We start from the raw sequence: 16,865 nt of genomic DNA on the forward strand, positions 1-16,865 counted from the left end.
GACGGCATCCGCGCGGGCGGCGGGTGAGGTCGGCGCCGTGGGTTTCACCCCGCCTCTGGCCGACAGTCGGGCAATGCTCGCTTCCTCTGCGCAACACCGCGCGCGAGGTCCAGCGATTCGGCCCACATCTCGTCAAGGAACTGCCGTAGCGGCGCGAGGCCCTCATGCCACGCACGCTACAACCATTTGGCCGCCGGATCAGCAGACCGGCCCATCTCATCCCGCCTGCGACCGGTGATCGGACAACCCGCGTTCGGCCTCCGCGATCCGGCGCGCGAAGTCGAGCGACTCGCCCCACATCTCGTCGAGGAACTGACGTAGCGGCGCGAGGCCCTCGCGCCGGGCCCGATACAGCCGCTTGGTGCCCTCACGCCGCTCGATCAGCAGACCGGCCTCCTTCAGCACCTGAAGGTGCTGGGAGACCGCGGGCCGGGTCACCTCGAAGTGCTCGGCGATCCGGCCCGCGGGCATCTCCTGGTTCGCGACGAGCCGCAGGATGGCACGGCGGCGCGGCTCCGCTATCGCCCGCAGCGCCTCATCCATCGGCTCGGTCATGCGTCGCTCCTGTCAGCGCTTCCAGAGCCCGATCCGGTTGCCCTGGGGGTCGGTGAACTCCGCGAGCGTACCCGTCCCCGGGACCTCGTACGGCGGTACGACGGTCTTGCCGCCGAGCGCCTCGGCCCTGTCCAGGTGTCCCTGGACGTCGTCGACGGCGACCACGATGCTCACGCCCTTCGCCGCCCCCTCCCCAGCGGTCCCGATGCCGCCCGGGATGCCGTCCTCGGCGGCCTCGACCAATCCGTACCCCATGGGGTTGTCCGCGTCGACACGCCAGTCGAACAGGTCGGCGTAGAAGCCGAACAGGGACGGCGCGTCACTGGTCGCGATGTCGAAGAAAACCACAGGCCGAGCCATGGCTGTGCTCCTTTCCTGGAACTGTCTCCAGGAAAGTTAGTCATCGCTTTCGTAAGTGTCAACTAACGCTTAGCCGCTCGTGGTGAGCCCGATCGCCGCCATGCGCCTGCCGTGCTCCTCGGTCAGCCGGGCGAACAACCTGCCGATCTCCGCGAGGTCCTCCCCCTCCTCGCCCACCAGCATCGCGGCCAGTTCCGGACGCGCGGCGGCGAGCCGCTGGCCCTGGCTCAACGCCTCCCCCACCATTCGCCGCGCCCACAGAGCCAGCCGGCCGCTCAGCCGGGGGTCGGCCTCGATCGCCGCCCGCACGCGCTCGACCGCGAACTCGGACCGGCCCTCGTCGGTCAGGACGTCGTCGACGAGCCGGCGGATGGGCTCCTCCGCGTGGCGGGCGGCCTCGCGGTAGAAGTCCCCCGCGATGCCCGTGCCGACATAGGCCTTCACGAGTGCCTCATGCCAGTCCCTGGGCCTGGTCTGCGCGTGCCAGGCGTCGATCGCGTCCACGAACGGGTCCATCGCCTCCTCCGGGTCCACCCCAAGAGACGACAACTTGTCGCGCAGCACCCGGAAGTGGCCGTATTCGGTCGCCGCGACGTCGCCCAATGCCGCCCTGTCGTTGAGGGTCGGGGCAAGCAGGGCGGCATCCTCCGCCAATTTGAGGAATGCCGTCAGCTCGGCGTACGCGAGCACGCCCAGCAGGTCCACGACGCCAGGGGAGAGGCCGGGAGAGGAATCAGTCATGGGTGCAGCGTACGTGTCCAAGGTCACGTCCCATCAGCCCGTCGACCACCTCCGCATCACTGGTGCGATGGAGACTATTGGTCGGAAGAAACAGAAATCGGTTCCCCGTTGTGGTATCGAGTAGACTGCTCAGTGAAAAGTGCGACCGCGCTGTGTTGATCCGGGGTTCGGCCCCGGTGCCCCCAGTAATTGGATGTGGCGGTCGCTCATCACGACGAAGGCGTGATCCACGAGGACCCGGACCGGGAAAGATCTGCCGGCTGGATGACCAGGAGGCCGCCTTCGCACCGATTTAGGCAGGCCACACTGACAACGACGTTCCGAGACCTGGGAGTCATCCCAGAGATCGCCGATGCCCTCGAGACCGAGGGCATCTCTTCACCGTTCCCGATTCAAGAGATGGCGCTCCCACTGGCACTCGCCGGCCAGGACGTCATCGGCCAGGCGCGCACCGGCACGGGCAAGACCTATGCCTTCGGCGTCGCCATGTTGCAACTCGTCGGCAAACCGAGGAAGAACCGCAAGAAGCCACGCGGCCTGGTCATCGTGCCGACCCGTGAGCTCGCCCTGCAGGTGACCGAGGACCTGGTCCTCGCGGCGGGCAAGCTCGGCTCGCGGATCCTCACCGTGTACGGCGGCCGCGCGTACGAGCCCCAGATCGAGTCGCTCAAGAACGGCGTCGACGTCGTCGTCGGCACACCGGGGCGCCTCCTCGACCTGGTCAAGCAGAAGCACCTCGACCTCGGCCAGGTCACCATGCTCGTCCTCGACGAGGCCGACCGCATGCTCGACCTCGGCTTCCTGCCGGACATGGAGCGGATCATCAAGCTGGTCCCCGAGCAGCGGCAGACCATGCTGTTCTCGGCCACCATGCCCGGTGAGATCGTCACGCTCTCCCGCCGTTACCTCACCAGGCCCACCCACGTCCGCGCGGAGAACAGCGCGGCCGAGGACGAGGCGCTCCCCCAGACGACCCAGTTCGTCTACCGCACGCACCGCATGGACAAGATCGAGATCGTCGCCCGGCTGCTCCAGAGCAACGGAAGCGGGCTGACGATGGTCTTCTGCGAGACCAAGCGCGCCTGCGACATGGTCTCGGAGCAGCTTCAGGAGAAGGGCTTCGCCGCCGCGGCGGTCCACGGCGACCTCGGTCAGGGTCAGCGCGAGCAGGCGCTGCGGGCCTTCCGCAACGGCAAGATCAATGTGCTGGTGGCCACCGACGTGGCGGCGCGCGGCATCGACATCGACGATGTCACCCACGTGGTCAACTACGACTGCCCCCAGGACGAGAAGGCCTACGTCCACCGGATCGGCCGCACCGGCCGGGCCGGACGCACGGGTGTCGCGGTGACCTTCGTCGAGTGGACCGAGCTGACCCGCTGGAAGGTCATCAACAACGCGCTCGACCTCGACTTCGCCGACCCGGTCGAGACCTACTCCAGCTCACCGCACCTCTACTCCGACCTCGACATCCCCGAGGGGACCAAGGGCGTGCTGCCGCGCGCCAACCGCTCCCGTGCGGGGCTCGCGGCCGAGGAGATCGAGGACCTGGGCGAGACCGGGCGCATCCGGACTCGCAAGCAGGGACGCGGCGAGCGTGACCGCGACGACGACGCGGAGGAGCGCCGCAAGCGTCCGGCCCGCACCCGCGAGCGACGCCGCACCCGCGGCGGCCGCGCCCAGGAGGCGGAGACCGACGGCGTGACCGCCGCCGAACCCGCCGCCGAGACCGCTGCCGGTGTCGAGCCCGTGAGCGCCCCCGCGCCCAGGGCCGAGACGGCGGCTCCGGTCGAGACGGTTCCCGTGGTCGAGACGGTGCTTCCGGTCGAGACCGTCACCCCGGTCGAGGCCGAGCAGGCGAGCCCGGTCAAGCCAGTGAACTCCACCAGGCGGGCGGCGTCCGCCAAGCGGGCAAGGTCCGCCAAGCCGGTCACCCCGGTCGAGACCGAGAGCGAGCCCGTGACCGCCGCCGAACCCGCCGTCACCATCGAACCCGCGAGCAGAGTTCTGCCGGCGGACATCCTCGAGGAGGCACCACCCATGCTGCCCCCCACACCGCGTCCTGCGCCGCAGGCCGAGCGGATCGTCCCGGCGAGTCCGTTCGTCGTGGTCTTCCAGTCGCCCGACCTCGCGACCGAGGACGACGATCCCGCTCCGTCGGCGGCGACCGAGCGTGCCCAGAGCAGGCGCAGGGTGAGCCGTCCGCGGCCTCGCCGTACGACCTGATCCGGGAGGCCCTCCTCCCAGTGGGTATGGACTTTGGCATGAGGCGTGTGCGATGACCAGCCGCAACCTGCATAAGTTTTTCGGCAGTGTCGCGAACAGTTTCGCTCGGTATCGTGATGCCACGTGAGCGAAGCAGCCGACAGGCACAGCAGCCGGTCCCACGCGGGTAAGCCGTCCCGCCCAGCGGTAACGCGGCTCCCGGGTGGGGCGGAGGAGACACTGTGAGCACGCCGCGGTTCCTGACGCTGCCGCCGGGAGTCTCCGTTCTCCCGATCGAGACGGAGCTGGGCTCGTTCACGGCCCTCGAGGCACTGCCGGTGAGCGGCGTCGCGGAGCGCTGGCCGGCGCTCCTGGTTCCCGGATACACCGGGAGCAAGGAAGACTTCATCGCGGTCCTCCAGACGCTGGCCCAGGCCGGCCGGCGGGTGATCGCGGTCGACATGCGCGGGCAGTACGAGACGCCCGGGCCCGACGACCCCCAGGCCTACACCTGCGCGTCGCTGGGCGCCGACGTCGAAGCGATCGCCCGCGTCGTGGGCGCGGGCGAGCCGGTCCACCTCCTCGGCCACTCGTTCGGCGGCCTGGTCGCCCGCGAGACCGTCCTGAACGGCTCGGCGCAGCTGGCCTCGTTCACGCTGATGAGCTCGGGACCCGCGGGGATCATCGGCCCCCGGGAACGGGCAGGCCGGATGATGCTGGCGGAGCTGCCCGAGCACGGCGTGGACTACCTGTGGTCCAACCGGATGGAGCCGGACGCGCTCAGGGCGGGTGTGCCGGACGACATCGTCGCCTTCCTGCGCAAGCGCCTGCTGTCCAACTCCCCCGCCGGCCTGCTGGCGATGGCGGACGAGGTGCTGAACGCCCGCGACCGCGTGGCCGAACTGGCCGAGAGCGGCCTCGACCTCCTCGTTCTGTACGGCGAGCACGACGACGGGTGGCCACCTCTCCTGCAGGCCGAGATGGCCAACCGGCTGGAGGCCGACTGCGTGGTCGTCCCCGGCTCCGTCCACTCACCCGCCGTGGAGGCTCCGGAGACCACCGCCGCGGCCCTGACCAGGTTCTGGAACGCCGCGGAGAGCCGGCTGCTCCAGTACGGCTGAAGGCGCGACCGGCATGGGGACGAGCGACGCGCCCACGGCGCAGCCACCGGAATCGGCCACGTGGCTGGTGCACATCGACAGGTCCATGTGGGTGGGCGGTGTCCGCGGCCTGATGTTGCAGGCGCTCCACCCCACGGCGATGCGCGGGGTCTGGCAGAACTCCAACTTCCAGGAGGATCCGTTCGGCCGGCTTCGGCGTACGGCGGACTTCGTCGGCCGGGTGACCTACGGCAGCCCCGAGGAGGCCGAAGAGGTCGGCCGGCGCGTGCGGGGCATCCACCGGGGGCTGCGCATCAACGACCCGGAGACGGGACGGCGTCACCGCGTCGACGATCCTGAGCTGCTCCTGTGGGTCCACTGCGCCGAGGTCATGTCCTACCTGGAGATCGTCCGCCGGGCCGGCGCGAAGATCTCCGACAGCGTGGCCGACCGCTACCTGGCCGAGCAGCGACGTAGTGCGGCCTATGTGGGGCTCCATCCGGAGGACGTGCCGGGCTCGGTCGCCGAGATGGACGCCTACTTCACCGAGATGCGGCCCCACCTGAAGCCCATCCCCGAAGCGGTGGCGGCGGTCCGGTTCCTACTGTGGCCGCGGCTGCCGCACGACCTTCGCTTCCTGGCCCCCGGCAAGCCTGTGTACTTCCCGTTCGGGGCGCTGTGCTACTACACCCTGCCCGACTGGGCCCGCCGGATGTACGGCGTGCTGCCCGAGGTGCCGCAGAGTGCCGTGACGGCCGCGCTGAGAGCGTTCCGCACGGTGACGAACTCGCTGCCGGAGTTCGTGCACCAGCGCGCGTTCACCCCATCGACGAGGGAGATGTTGCAGGCGTCGCGGGAACGGCTGGCCGCGGCGGGATACGACGTCAGCAAGGGTCTGCGCGGGCTGGTCGATCCGCGCAGGAGGCCTGGCCAGATCGTCGTCTAGGGCGTCGGGGTCGTGGCCGGGGTGTCCGTCTCCGAGTCGACGGCGAGAGCGGCCCACGGCAGGCGTTCAGGGGAGGCGGCCCGGCCCTCCGGGCAGTGCCGCCGGAAGTCGCACCACGAGCAGATCGGGCCGGGATTCGGCCGGAACAGCTCATCGATCTCGGGCGGCACCGTGGCCGCGGCCCCTGTGCGGCCCGCGTCCGTCCGCCCTGTGTCCGTCCGCCCCGTGTCCGTACGGCCTGTCCTCGTCCGGCTCGGTTCCGTCCGGCCACCGCGACGGCCCGCCCAGTCTTGGTAGGCCTCGTCGGCCGCTGAGGCCTCCGTGGCGATCTCCTCGGCTCTGTGGAGATGGCGGGCGAGCGACTCGTCGGTGTGCTCCCACTCGGCGACGGCGCCCGTGGGCAGGTGGTGGAGTTCGACGCGGCGGCACGTGCGGTGCATCATGCGCGACGAGGCGATGGCGTAGATGGCCAGGGCGATCGAGGACCTGGCGTCGTCGGCGTCCAGCGGCCTGCGGCCGGTCTTGTAGTCGACCACCACGAGCTCGTCGTCCCTCCGGTCGAGCCGGTCCACACGTCCCGACACCGCGATCACAGCCGTGCGGGTGGCCACCGTGCGCTCGACGCCGACCGGGTCGTCCGAAGGATCAAGCGTCCTGACATATCCGGACACCATTTCGCGTGCCCGATCACGCCATAACGCCGACTGCTCCTCGTCGCGGAAGCCCTCGGTGATCCACCCGTTCGTGACGAGAATGGCCGCCATCATCGGCGTCCGGCGCTCGTACGGCTCACGCCACCACGCCGCCAGGGCGTTGTGAACCGACGCCCCGACGCTGTTGTGCGCCCACGGGGGGCCCTTCTGCGGCGCCGGGCGGTCGAGGTACGTGAAGCGGTACCGGCGCCCGCAGTCGAGCCACGAGTTCAGGCGGGACGGCGTGCACGTGTAGAGCCGCCTCGGCATGCCGTCGAGGCCGAGCTGCTCCATGACCCGCTACTCGTCGAGGTTCAGCCTGACACCGGAGGCCCTGGTGCCGTCCACGAGAGGCGGCGGCTCCGCGATGCTCTCCTCCGAGGTCAGCGAGCCGGACAGCCACTTGTCGAACTGCGGCTCGAGGTCGCCGATGCTGCTCTCCTCGCCGTGCGCGGGGAGCACCCGGGTCGCGTGCGGGAGCGTGAACAACCGCTCGCCGATGGAGGTGAGCTGGTCGCTGAGGGCGGGGTACTCGCCGGCGAGCTTGCCCGGGCCGTCCAGCTGGAGCGTCTTGCCGGTGAAGACCGCGTCGAGCTCCTCGCAGTAGAGGGACACGCCGCCAGGCGTCACGCCAGGAGTGGCCAGGACCTCAAGCTCGACGTCGGCGACGGCGAACAGGCCCTCGTCCTCCATCTCGATGTCGGGCCAGGTGTCCTCCCACGTCTGCCGCCACAGGCGCTTGTCCTTGACGTGGACGGCGATCACGGCCTCGTCCCTGGCGGCCACCTCGATCGCGGCGCCCACGTGGTCGGGCAGGCCGTGGGTGCAGATGACGGCGAGGACCTCGCGGTCGCCCACCTTCTCCAGGATCTTCTCCGCGTCACGCGCGGCGTCGATGACGATCACCTCGTCGTCGTCGCCCACGATCCAGGTGTTGTTCTCGACCTTGTGCTCGACGTCCTCGATCTCGACGACGCCCGAAGTCACGACTCGTTCGATACGCGCTGTCACGGCTCAGAACCTTACTATCCCTCGCTGATCGCGCCCGCCTTACTGGACATCGGCGTCCAGTCTGGGCGAGAAGGCACCGAACGGAAGGTCCAGCGCCTGGTCGTTATCGCGCAGGTCGCGCAGAGACAGGTCGGCCAGTGCGATGAGGCAGCCGACCTCCGCGGGCCAGGCGATCGTCCACAGCCAGTTGCCGAGGGCCTCGCCGACGTAGGCCGCCCGGTCCTCCGGCACCCTTCCCGCGCACCACAGCGCGGTCGGATGGCCACGAGCGTCGATCTTCACGTGCGGAGGTCCCGCGTCGAATCCGGCGCCGGGATCCGGTCCCGGCAACCCGGCGTAGGCCGCGCCGAGACCGACCCCCGGTTCCTCGGCGACCAGCAGCATGTCGGCTGGTCCGTAGGTGATCGAGGGCCCCGAGATCGCGACGACGCTCGCCCTGACCCCGCTGCGCTCGTCGCCCACTTCGGCGAATCCGGTCACCAGCCAATTCGGCGGCAGCGGCCACGGGAGCCAGACGGGGACCCTGGCGGCCCCGCGCAGCGCGTCGAGGGCGGCCTGGGAGGGGCGGCGGGGAGGCTGGAAGGGCAGCACGTCACCGTGCGCACCGCAACGCCAGGAACTCGACCAGACGTTCGGCTCATGCAGCGGCCCGAAACACCGCGGACAGGTAGGCGCGGTTCTCACAACTACTCACGGTGCTGCGGGGTGAGCGTTCGCGTCAAGAGTCTTCCTGTTATCCAGTCGTAATCTTGGTTTTGTGCGGCGTGTCAGATGTGTGGGAGCGATCGTGGTAGACGACGGCAGGCTGCTGCTGGTGCGCAGAGGTCGCCCTCCGGGGCAGGGGTTGTGGTCGCTGCCCGGAGGCCGGGTGGAGCCCGGAGAGACCGACGCGGAGGCGCTGCGCCGCGAGCTTCTGGAGGAGACCGGGCTCGAGGTGATCGCGGGGCCACTGGCCGGCACCGTCGAGCGGCCGGGCCCGGACGGCGTCGTCTACGAGATCCACGACTACCTGGCGACGAACGCCCCGGACGGCCGGCTCACCGCAGGAGACGACGCCGCCGACGCCCGCTGGTGCCATCCCTCCGATCTCGTACGGCTCCCGCTGACCGACGGCCTCGCCGCGGCACTCGCCGAGTGGGGGATCATCGACCCCCTGCCGTGAGTGAGCTCCGCCAGATGGTGAGGTGGTCGTCGGCGTATCCCGTGGACCTGCCGATCGCCAGCACACGGGTGCCCGACACGGCCACGGCTCCCAGCCACTGTGTGCCGGCACCGCCGAGGCCGTCCTGGGTGAGCGTCTGGCGGGTCCAGGCGAGCCCGTCCTCGGAGATCCACGCGGCGCTGTCGCCCTCGCCCGCCGGGCCGTGCGACCCCACGGCGACCAGACCGCCGTTGGCCGCGACCAGGTCGAGCACCACGGCCGTCTCCTCGGCGGGCAGCCTGCCGTACTCCCAGTGGGCGCCGTCGTCGGCCGACACCGCAGAGAACGGGCGGACGCCCTCCTCGGTGACTTCGGTGCCGATCGCGACGACTCCCGAGTCTGTCGCCACCACGTGCCGCAGTCCGGCCGAGCGGGCGTCGTCGGGGATCACCCTGCCCGCCTGCGTCCAGCGAAGTCCGTCGGGCGAGACCCAGACGACGCCGGTCTCGAGGTCAGGCGCGCCCGACCCGCCCACGGCCATGAATCCGGACGGCGTGGCGGTGACCGAGGTGAGACGCACACCCGCTCCTCCGGCAGGCATGCCGGTCGGGGGAACACGGGTGAACCGCTTGAGATCGGGGCTGAACCAGAGAGCGGGCAGCACGCCGGTGGCGCTGCGGTCGTCGCCGGCGAGGATGTAACCCTTGGGCCCGCCCGCGACCAGGCGCGGCGCGACCAGGAAGTGGCCGGCGGGGACCTGCATCGCCGGACCGGCCTTCCAGGACCTGCCGTCGGACGAGGTCACCAGCAGGGGCCGGGTGACGGCGGGGTCGGTCATCGTGCTGCCGACCGCCAGCCAGCCCTTCGGCCCGTGCGCCACGCCGTTGAGGGCCTGGCGACCGGGTCCGCCGAGCACCGTGGAGAGGCGGACGTCGGTCCAGTTGGCCCCGTTGTTCCCGCTCGTCCAGATGGCGGCGTCGCCGTTGGCCGAGCCGACCGCGACGAACGCGCCGGCGGAGACCGCGACGTCGGCGGTGTCCCTGGCCAGATGGCTGAGGCCGGCGACGTTCCCCAGCGGCACCGACCGGGGCGTCTTGCCGTCCCCCGCCGTCATGAGGACGGGCAGGTTCTCCACGTCGCCGGCGCCGCGTTTGTCCCCACCCGCGACGACCAGGCCCGCGTCGGTGATCGTCAGCCCGCGCAGGGTGCCCGGGATCTCACCCAGGTTCGCCTCCTTGGACCACTTGCGCCCGTCGTCGCTGGTGTAGACGGCATACGTCTCCCAGGCCGACTCGACGACGGCGGCAACGCCCGCCGACGACGACGCCAGCCCGCGGACTCCCGTGCTCTCGGAGCCGAGGCCGCCGATGCTCCCGCACTCGCTCCACTGCTCGCCCTCGGGCGAGCAGTACACGGTCACCTCACCGGCGGCAGAACGCTGGCGGAGCGGGACGAGGACGAACCCGTTCCCCGCCGCCGTGAGAGCACCCGGCTCGGGTTGCACGCCGGCGAGGGTCGCGGCGGTCCTCAACCACGTCCTGCCGCCGTCAGTCGACCGGAGGATCACCGAACCCGAGTCGCCGGGACCGGGATCGGCCAGGGCCACGACCTGATCGCCTCGGGCGACGACCGCGCGCATCCCCCGGACCTTGTCCGGCGTGCCGATGTCGCCCGCCCTCGACCAGGTCCTGCCGTCGGGCGACGTCCAGGCCACGGGACCGACCGTTCCGTTCTTGAGCGTGGCCGCGCCCACGGCGACGAATCCCGTGGCGGTCCTGGCCACGTCGGTGATCCGGTCCTGACCGCCGAAGACGGCGAGTCCCGCCGGGTCCACCGACGTCCACGCCCGGCCGTCCGGCGACACCCACATCCCGCGGGCCGCCTGGCCCGCCCAGCCCGAGACGTCGGTCCCGACGGCCAGCCAGCGGCCGCCGCCTCCCACGACCCGGCCGACCGCGCCCGCGCCCGCCTCATAGCCGGCGGGACCGGCGACGCGTCCCAGGTCCCAGTCCTTGCCGCCATCGGTGGACACGAGGAACAGGGGCCTCGGCAGTGTGCTGGTGGTGTCGCTGCCCACCGCCACCACGGTCGACCCCACCGAGGCGATCGCGTTGAGGACCTGGCTGGAGCCGTTGCCCGGCAGGCCGGGTGCGGCGAAGGCGGCGTCCCCCGACTGGCCGTCGCCCGCCGCGAGGCGCAGTCCGGCGGGCTGCGGGGCTCTGGCCCAGTTGACCGCCAGCACTCCCAGCCCCGCGGCCGCCAGCAGCACGATCGTCACCAGGGCGGGAAGGACCAGCCTGCCGGGCCTGAAGCGGCGCGACGGGGCGAGCCGCCGATGGTGCCGGCCCGCTCCCGTCCTCGGCGGGCCGATGGCGACCAGCACGTCGGGCCGGGCGGGCCGCCCTCCCGGAGGGCGGCCGATGCGCTCGACCGGTTCCTGCGGGGGCTCGGGATCCGCCGGATACGTGGCCTCGGGCACCGGACGGTACATGGGCTCGGGACCCGGCCGGTGGACGGGAGGGTCGCCGGGCGAGGCGACGGGCTCGGGTTCCGCGGGGATCTCCGGTCCCAGCCGGATGCCGCTGGGGGAAGGGGAAGCCGGATCTTCGGCAACCGGGACCGGCGGCCTGTGTGCCAGAGCGTGGTCGTCTCCGGACGAGTACGGCAGCCGCCGCTCCCGCCGGGGAGCCCCGGCGGCGTCGGGGTCCTCCTTGGGAATGTTCGCCCGGGGCGTTCGCGGCGGGCCTGAAGCCACCAGCTTGTCGGGAGCGTCCACCAGTCGTCGCCGGGGCGGGTCGTCGGGAACGGTCGGCCCGCCGGACGAACCCGGGCCGGACGGGCCCGGGGTCGGCCCGGGCATCGGGGCAGACGACCCAGGCGACCCGCCGGACGACCCAGACTGCCCGGACGACCCGGACTGCCCGGACTGCCCGGACGACGCAGGCGGCGGATCAGACCGGCTGGTCTGGCCGGGCGGCGAGTCGGGCGGCGAGTCGGGGGAAGGCGGCGGCGTCTCGGATCGACGGTCCCCTGTACGGCTGTGGCGGGGCTGCGCCTGGCCGGACGACGTCGAGTAGGGGCGGCGCCCGGTTCGCGGCTCCCGCTTGCTCTCAGGGGCGTCCGTGCCGTCCCCGGGAGAGGGCTCGGGCTGCGGCGCCCACAGATTCTGCGCGTTCTCCGGCTGCTGCGCGCCCTCGGGCTCCTCGGCGTCCTCGGGCACGGGAGCGCCGAACGGAGGCATCGCCCAGGGAGAGACGATCGGAGGCGTGTGATGAAGGGCCGGAGGGGGCTCCGGGTGGCCCTCGTCGTGTGCTCTGCCGTCGTCGCCGGCATCCTGCCGAGGCTGGCGCTCGTGGGGGCCCGAGGCCACGCTCAGTACCTCCTACCTCTGGCCCAGAGGGATATTAAGGACCGTTCCACCGCTTCTATGGCGAAGCGGACGCGATCCCCTTGATACCCCATCACCGTTCCAGAGCAACACGGGAACGCCGACGCGAACAGACCTCTCTAGTCAGATTTATCGCGAGAGCGTCTGAATTGCCCTCTTTCGGGCGATTATCACGACCGCGAAGCCGTACACGGCGAACTGGACGATCGTTCCGGTGATCGACTGCCAGGGAAGAGCACCCTGGTTCAGCGCGCTCCCGACGTCTCCGGAGGCGGCGGTGATGCCGAAGGCCGCGAGGTTGTTCATCACATGCAGGGCGATGGGCGCCTCGAGCCCTCCGGTGAGGATCGCCAGCCATCCCATGAGCACGCCGAACCCGAAGACGTAGGCGATGCCCCAGTCGGTGTAACCGTGCAGCGAGGCGAAGGCGGCGCCGCCCAGCAGGACGCCCGGCCACGGGTTCTTGAAATAGGTGCCGAAGGCCTGGATGACCCAGCCCCTGAACGCGTACTCCTCCGCGGCCGCCTGGAAGGGGACGAGCAGAAGGATCACGATGAGGGGCGTCAGGAACCGATCCCACCCCACCCAGCCGAAGCCCGGGCTCACGCCGCTCAGCAGGAGCGTCCCCGCCTCGGCGAACTGCGCCAGCGCGACCGCCACGATCGCGATCAGCAGGCACTGCCCCAGCCACGCCCAGCGGAGGCGGAAGGCCACGGACGAGAGCGTGCCCGGTGGCCGCCGCTGGATCGCCCAGGCGGCGCCGAGGACGAGCGGGATGGACAGCGCGATCACACCAAGCTGGAATCCCAGATCGGCCACCGGATCCATGAAGATGTGCGTGCCGTCCATCGACATGGGCAGACCGGCCACGATGGAGAGCAGACCCGCGACCAGTCCGAGCCCGATCGACACCACCAGGAAGGCGGCCACGATCGCCAGCGTGCCGGCGACGGGCCGCCACCACCGGTGGGCCGACGTCCGGGCGAGCCTGTCGTAGCGAATCCCCGGCAGCGGCCGTACGGCCCATGGCGCCCGAACCGGCTGCCACGCGTACGGCGCCCCTTGGTAGGGGCCCGGGTAAGGCCACTGGTAGGGCTGAGGTTCGCTCATACCTCCATTGTTCGTGCAGTCCTTCGACCACTCGACGATGCCCCTCGCCATTTGCGTAGAAGTTCACAGACAGCGGGTCCGGAAGAGGGTTCACTCGAAGGCAAGAGCCACCGCGAACCCAGGAGCACGCAATGAGCCGGCTAGGACCCGTCTACACGCTGGCCGCGGGCGCGGTGATCGTCGTCGCCCTCGGAGCGGCCAGTGTGAAGGCCGCCCCCTCCTTCCAGCAGGTGGGAGCGGGGCAGGACACGACCGCCGCTGCACCCCCCGCGGAGCCGTTCCCCGCACCGTCGCAGGAACCCTCGGATCAGCCGTCGCAGCAGCCGTCCGGCGATCCTGCGGCGAAGCCGGACGCCACGCCCAAGAAGGCCGACTACGCCGGAGTGGTGCAGGGCAACGGCGGACTGGTGGCGATCGCCGTGCGCGACGGAAAGGCGATCGCCTACTTCTGCGACGGCCGCATCGAGGCCTGGCTGAAGGGCACCGCGGAGAACGGCACGGTAACCCTCGAGGGGAAGGACTCGCTGATCACCGCCGCCCTGGGCGGCGGCAAGGCCCAGGGCAGGCTGCAGGTCGGCAAGGCCAAGTGGCGCTTCACCGCCCCTCTGGTCAAGAAGCCGTCAGGTCTCTACCGGGCCAGCGCCGTGGTCCGCGGAGCGAAGATCGTCGGCGGCTGGATCGTCCTGCCGAACGGCCAGGAGGTCGGCCGGGTGCAGATCGGCGGCAGCGGCGAGCCCGCTCCCCGATTCGTGCCGGGCACGGCCGTGGACTACTACGGCATCACGCTGCGGCCCGAGGAGCCCGACGACTTCATCGACGAACTCGCCCGGTGAGCCCGCGCCGGCCCACTCCCAGCCCCACTCGCCGTTGATCGAGGAGCCTCCCCCGTGACCCACACCACCGTCATCACCAAGCGGAGCCTCGTCCCGCTTCTCGTCCCGCTCGGTGCCGGGGCCCTGGTCGCCGTCGCGCTCGGCGTGTACGGCAAGGCGCACGCCCCGACCGGCTTCTCCGTCAGTGTGGCCGGGTTCTCCGGCCCCCTGGCCATGAAGGCCTGGCTGACCACCGGTGCGGCCCTGCTCGCGATCGTGCAGGTCCTGTCCGCCAGGGCGATGTGGCGCAGGACGGGGACGAGATCCGCCTGGGTCGCCCCCCTGCACCGCTGGTCGGGCAGGATCGCCTTCCTGCTGACGATCCCCGTGGCCTTCCACTGCCTCTACGCGCTCGGCGCCCAGTACGACAGCCCCCGCGTCCTGATCCACTCGTTGCTCGGAAGCTTCTTCTACGGCGTCTTCACGGCCAAGATGCTCGCGCTGCCCCGGCGCGGCCTGCCCGGCTGGAGTCTGCCGGTCCTCGGCGGCCTCGTCTTCACCGCGCTGATCGGGCTATGGCTGACCTCGTCGTTCTGGTTCTTCACCACGCTCGGCATCCGGCTGTAGGACTTCACGAGGCCGGAGGGGTGAAGGAGGTCGTGCGGGGAAGACCCGCCGCGCGGCCCTTGGCGGAGATCACGAGAGCCATCTTCCGCGAGGCCTCGTCGATCATCTCGTCACCGAGCATCACCGCGCCTCGCTTCTCGACGGTGGTGTAGTACTCGTAGGCGTCGAGGATCAGTTCGGCGTGGTCGTAGTCCTCCTGGGAGGGCGAGAACACCGCGTTGGCGGCCCCCACCTGCGACGGATGGAGCACCCACTTGCCGTCGAACCCCAGGGCCGCCGCCCGGCGGGCCACCTGGCGGAAACCGTCCGCGTCGCGGATCTGGAGATAGGGCCCGTCGATGGCCTGGAGGTCGTGGGCCCTGGCCGCCATCAGAATCCGCATCAGGATGTAGTGGTAGGCGTCGCCCTCGTCGTATCCGGGTGGCTGCTGTCCGACGACGAGCGTCCGCATGCCGATCGAGGCCATGAAGTCGGCGGGCCCGAACACCAGGGTCTCCAGTCGCGGCGATGCGCCCGCGATCTCGTCCACGGCGACCAGGCCCCGGGCACTCTCGATCTGGGCCTCGATCCCGATCCGGCCTTCCGGCAGGCCGGTGGCCCTCTCGATCTGGCCGAGCAGGGTGTCGAGCCAGGTGACGTGGGAGGCGTCCTCGACCTTCGGCAGCATCACGCAGTCGAGCCGGTCGCCCGCACCCTCGACGACCTCGATGACATCGCGATACGTCCACTCGGTGGTCAGGTCGTTCACCCTGACCACGACGGTCTTGCCCGCCCAGTCTCCGTCGCGCAGCGCGGCGACGATGTTCGTGCGGGCGTCCTTCTTGGCCCCGGGGGCGACGGAGTCCTCCAGGTCGAGGAAGACCTCGTCGGCGGCCAGCCCCTGCGCCTTCTCCAGGAACCGGGGGTTGCTGCCGGGGACGGCGAGGCAGGAACGTCGAGCGCGCATGGTCCACACCGTAGCGAGAAACGGCCGGGATGCGCGGCAGGGGGCAGGTACGACCGCAGTCGTTCGTAGACCTGCTACAACCGCAGCACGTCATGTGACCGCCTTGTCCGGGGTTACGCAGCCCGACAACTGTTCATCCCACACAAAACGGCCCACTTGTTCTTGGCGCCGCCCCCGTACGGCTTTGCGCCCCGCTCGCCAAGAATGGACATCGGCAAAGTGATCCTCCGCGCCGGTTCAGCCGGAGGCGACAAGTCGAGAGGGAGCCATTCATGGCCAACGCCGCCGCCGGAACCCGCCCCGCCGTGCTTTCCGACCTCATCCCGGGAAGGCTCGTACGCGACATCGCGCTGATCGCCGGCGCGGCCCTGCTCACGGGTCTGTCCGCCAAGGTCAGCTTCCCGGTGCCGGGCACGCCGGTCCCCGTGACCCTGCAGACCTTCGCGGTCCTGCTCTCGGGCGCCGCGCTCGGCCTGCACCGTGCCGCGATCAGCATGGCCCTCTACCTGGTGGCCGGTCTCGCCGGAGTTCCGCTGTTCGCCGCGTCCGGCGACGCCACCCTCGGATACGTCGTCGGGTTCTTCCTCGCCGCGAGTGTCGTGGGGGCACTCGCGAGCCGGGGCGGCGATCGGACCGTCTGGCGGACGGTCGGCACCATGGCCGCGGGCACCGTGCTGATCTACGCGATCGGCATGCCGTGGCTCATGGTCGCCACCGGCATGGACCTGCCGACCGCCTTCGCCCAGGGTGTCGTCCCCTTCCTCGTCGGCGACGGCCTGAAGGTCCTCATCGCCGCCGGTCTCCTTCCGGCCGCGTGGAAGCTCACCGGCCGGAGCTAGGCTGCCCTCATGAGCCTGCCGGTGATCGAGGAAGGCGCCAAGAAGTCCGGCGTCCTGTGGATCGGACGCCGACTGGCCTGGCATGCCTGGCATGACGGCGCGATCTACGTCGTGACCGGAGGGGGCGAGCAGGATCTGCCCGGCCTCTCGGACTCGGCCGAGGTCGACGTCACGCTCCGCAGCAAGGACAACGGGGCGGAACTGGTCCGCTTCGCCGCCTCGGTCGAGATCGTCGACCAGGCGGCGGAGCCGGACGCGGTCGCCGCCCTCGCGAAGGAGCGCCTCAACGCCCCCGACGCCGCCGGGCTGACCGCCCGGTGGGCGGCGCACTCCACGGTCGTACGGCTCACGCCCCGCTAGGGAGCGGTGCGCGGCGGCGGCACGGCCGGGAG

17 protein-coding genes are annotated in these 16,865 nt (G+C 71.0%); 8 read left to right on the plus strand and 9 right to left on the minus strand.

Annotation, left to right across the window (positions count from 1 at the left end):
• Positions 1-216: 216 nt before the first annotated feature.
• The 3 genes from Pmi06nite_RS15320 to Pmi06nite_RS15330 form a co-directional block, all read right to left on the minus strand.
• Complete coding sequence (locus Pmi06nite_RS15320) at positions 217-555, minus strand: ArsR/SmtB family transcription factor (RefSeq protein ID WP_239113923.1); 339 nt, start codon at positions 553-555, stop codon at positions 217-219.
• A 12-nt stretch (positions 556-567) separates the two neighbouring features.
• Positions 568-915 (minus strand): VOC family protein, encoded by a 348-nt coding sequence (locus Pmi06nite_RS15325; RefSeq protein ID WP_203953656.1) that lies wholly within the window; start codon positions 913-915, stop codon positions 568-570.
• Between the two features lie 69 nt (positions 916-984).
• Positions 985-1,656, minus strand: coding sequence for a ferritin-like fold-containing protein (locus Pmi06nite_RS15330; RefSeq protein WP_203953657.1), 672 nt, complete (start codon positions 1,654-1,656; stop codon positions 985-987).
• A 399-nt stretch (positions 1,657-2,055) separates the two neighbouring features.
• On the opposite strand from Pmi06nite_RS15330, the gene Pmi06nite_RS15335 reads away from it, so the two are divergent.
• From Pmi06nite_RS15335 to Pmi06nite_RS15345, 3 genes are all read left to right on the plus strand, one after another.
• Entirely contained in the window at positions 2,056-3,882 is a 1,827-nt protein-coding gene (locus Pmi06nite_RS15335) for a DEAD/DEAH box helicase (protein ID WP_239113924.1), read from the plus strand.
• Positions 3,883-4,103: 221 nt separating this feature from the next.
• Positions 4,104-4,982: an alpha/beta fold hydrolase gene (locus tag Pmi06nite_RS15340; RefSeq protein WP_203953658.1), complete on the plus strand. Its 879-nt coding sequence runs from the start codon at positions 4,104-4,106 to the stop codon at positions 4,980-4,982.
• 13 nt (positions 4,983-4,995) lie between these two features.
• Positions 4,996-5,907, plus strand: coding sequence for an oxygenase MpaB family protein (locus tag Pmi06nite_RS15345; RefSeq protein ID WP_203953659.1), 912 nt, complete (start codon positions 4,996-4,998; stop codon positions 5,905-5,907).
• Here the strand turns inward: Pmi06nite_RS15345 and Pmi06nite_RS15350 are convergent.
• From Pmi06nite_RS15350 to Pmi06nite_RS15360, 3 genes are read right to left on the minus strand one after another with little or no spacing between them, the layout of a single operon-like run.
• Positions 5,904-6,893, minus strand: coding sequence for a RecB family exonuclease (locus Pmi06nite_RS15350; protein ID WP_203953660.1), 990 nt, complete (start codon positions 6,891-6,893; stop codon positions 5,904-5,906). The two genes, Pmi06nite_RS15345 and Pmi06nite_RS15350, sit on opposite strands and share 4 nt — an antisense overlap.
• A gap of 6 nt (positions 6,894-6,899) precedes the next feature.
• Positions 6,900-7,610 (minus strand): MBL fold metallo-hydrolase, encoded by a 711-nt coding sequence (locus tag Pmi06nite_RS15355; protein WP_203953661.1) that lies wholly within the window; start codon positions 7,608-7,610, stop codon positions 6,900-6,902.
• A 39-nt stretch (positions 7,611-7,649) separates the two neighbouring features.
• Complete coding sequence (locus Pmi06nite_RS15360) at positions 7,650-8,294, minus strand: DUF6758 family protein (RefSeq protein WP_203953662.1); 645 nt, start codon at positions 8,292-8,294, stop codon at positions 7,650-7,652.
• 73 nt (positions 8,295-8,367) lie between these two features.
• On the opposite strand from Pmi06nite_RS15360, the gene Pmi06nite_RS15365 reads away from it, so the two are divergent.
• Positions 8,368-8,772: an NUDIX hydrolase gene (locus Pmi06nite_RS15365; protein ID WP_239113925.1), complete on the plus strand. Its 405-nt coding sequence runs from the start codon at positions 8,368-8,370 to the stop codon at positions 8,770-8,772.
• On the opposite strand, the gene Pmi06nite_RS15370 is transcribed toward Pmi06nite_RS15365, so the two are convergent.
• Both Pmi06nite_RS15370 and Pmi06nite_RS15375 read right to left on the minus strand, forming a co-directional pair.
• On the minus strand, positions 8,753-12,121 hold the full coding sequence (locus tag Pmi06nite_RS15370; protein WP_203953663.1) for a hypothetical protein: 3,369 nt from the start codon (positions 12,119-12,121) through the stop codon (positions 8,753-8,755). The genes Pmi06nite_RS15365 and Pmi06nite_RS15370 overlap by 20 nt on opposite strands.
• A 147-nt stretch (positions 12,122-12,268) precedes the next feature.
• Entirely contained in the window at positions 12,269-13,249 is a 981-nt protein-coding gene (locus Pmi06nite_RS15375; RefSeq protein ID WP_203953664.1) for a CPBP family intramembrane glutamic endopeptidase, read from the minus strand.
• Positions 13,250-13,380: 131 nt separating this feature from the next.
• Between Pmi06nite_RS15375 and Pmi06nite_RS15380 the strand changes: the two genes are divergently transcribed.
• Both Pmi06nite_RS15380 and Pmi06nite_RS15385 read left to right on the plus strand, forming a co-directional pair.
• Positions 13,381-14,082: a hypothetical protein gene (locus Pmi06nite_RS15380; RefSeq protein ID WP_203953665.1), complete on the plus strand. Its 702-nt coding sequence runs from the start codon at positions 13,381-13,383 to the stop codon at positions 14,080-14,082.
• A gap of 54 nt (positions 14,083-14,136) precedes the next feature.
• Positions 14,137-14,688 (plus strand): DUF6529 family protein, encoded by a 552-nt coding sequence (locus Pmi06nite_RS15385; protein ID WP_203953666.1) that lies wholly within the window; start codon positions 14,137-14,139, stop codon positions 14,686-14,688.
• A 4-nt stretch (positions 14,689-14,692) separates the two neighbouring features.
• Here Pmi06nite_RS15385 and Pmi06nite_RS15390 read toward each other — a convergent pair whose 3' ends face one another.
• Positions 14,693-15,634, minus strand: a complete 942-nt coding sequence (locus tag Pmi06nite_RS15390; protein ID WP_203953667.1) for an HpcH/HpaI aldolase/citrate lyase family protein — start codon at positions 15,632-15,634, stop codon at positions 14,693-14,695.
• A 272-nt stretch (positions 15,635-15,906) separates the two neighbouring features.
• On the opposite strand from Pmi06nite_RS15390, the gene Pmi06nite_RS15395 reads away from it, so the two are divergent.
• Positions 15,907-16,473: a biotin transporter BioY gene (locus tag Pmi06nite_RS15395; protein ID WP_203953668.1), complete on the plus strand. Its 567-nt coding sequence runs from the start codon at positions 15,907-15,909 to the stop codon at positions 16,471-16,473.
• 9 nt (positions 16,474-16,482) lie between these two features.
• A complete protein-coding gene (locus Pmi06nite_RS15400) occupies positions 16,483-16,833 on the plus strand; it encodes a hypothetical protein (protein WP_239113926.1) in 351 nt (116 codons plus the stop codon).
• The last annotated feature ends 32 nt before the right edge of the window (positions 16,834-16,865 follow it).

The organism is Planotetraspora mira, assembly GCF_016863275.1.
Classification (GTDB): Bacteria; Actinomycetota; Actinomycetes; order Streptosporangiales; family Streptosporangiaceae; genus Planotetraspora; species Planotetraspora mira.